The sequence below is a fragment of the Tamlana crocina genome, from assembly GCF_012037625.1.
Genome location: NZ_JAAVJS010000349.1, coordinates 1 through 406, shown reverse-complemented (window position 1 = coordinate 406; position 406 = coordinate 1). Strand labels below are relative to the sequence as shown.

The window sequence follows — 406 nt, the reverse complement described above, 5'->3', positions numbered from 1 at the left end:
GATCGTCTTCAAATGTAACAGTCACAGTGGCAGAGTCTTCACACTCATTGTCACTAACAATGGTATAAGTAAATACACCGGCTTCATCTGTAGTAGGATCAAAAGATCCGTCTATTTCATTTCCTTCAGCGTCAGTCCAGATACCACCTTCATCAGGTGTTCCTCCTAACTCGTCAAATAGATCAAAAATTTCAGTGTCTTCGTCGGTTAGATTAACCGTTGCGTTTTCACCTGCTAACAGGTTTTCAACAACAGTAACCGTTAACTCAACAGAATCTAAACAATTTCCGGTACCAATGGTATAAGTTGTAGTAAAGTCTCCAAAGTTGCTCTGGAAATTGTATTGCTCGATCAACTGCTGAATAGTAGGATTAAAGGTTCCATTAGTTGCAACACCATCTTCAAG

1 protein-coding gene is annotated in these 406 nt (G+C 39.7%); it reads right to left on the bottom strand.

What is annotated here, in order from left to right; translation table 11 throughout:
• The coding region (locus HC176_RS17055; protein WP_167920205.1) for a hypothetical protein at positions 1-355 on the bottom strand (355 nt) is incomplete at its 3' end.
• Between the last annotated feature and the right edge of the window lie 51 nt (positions 356-406).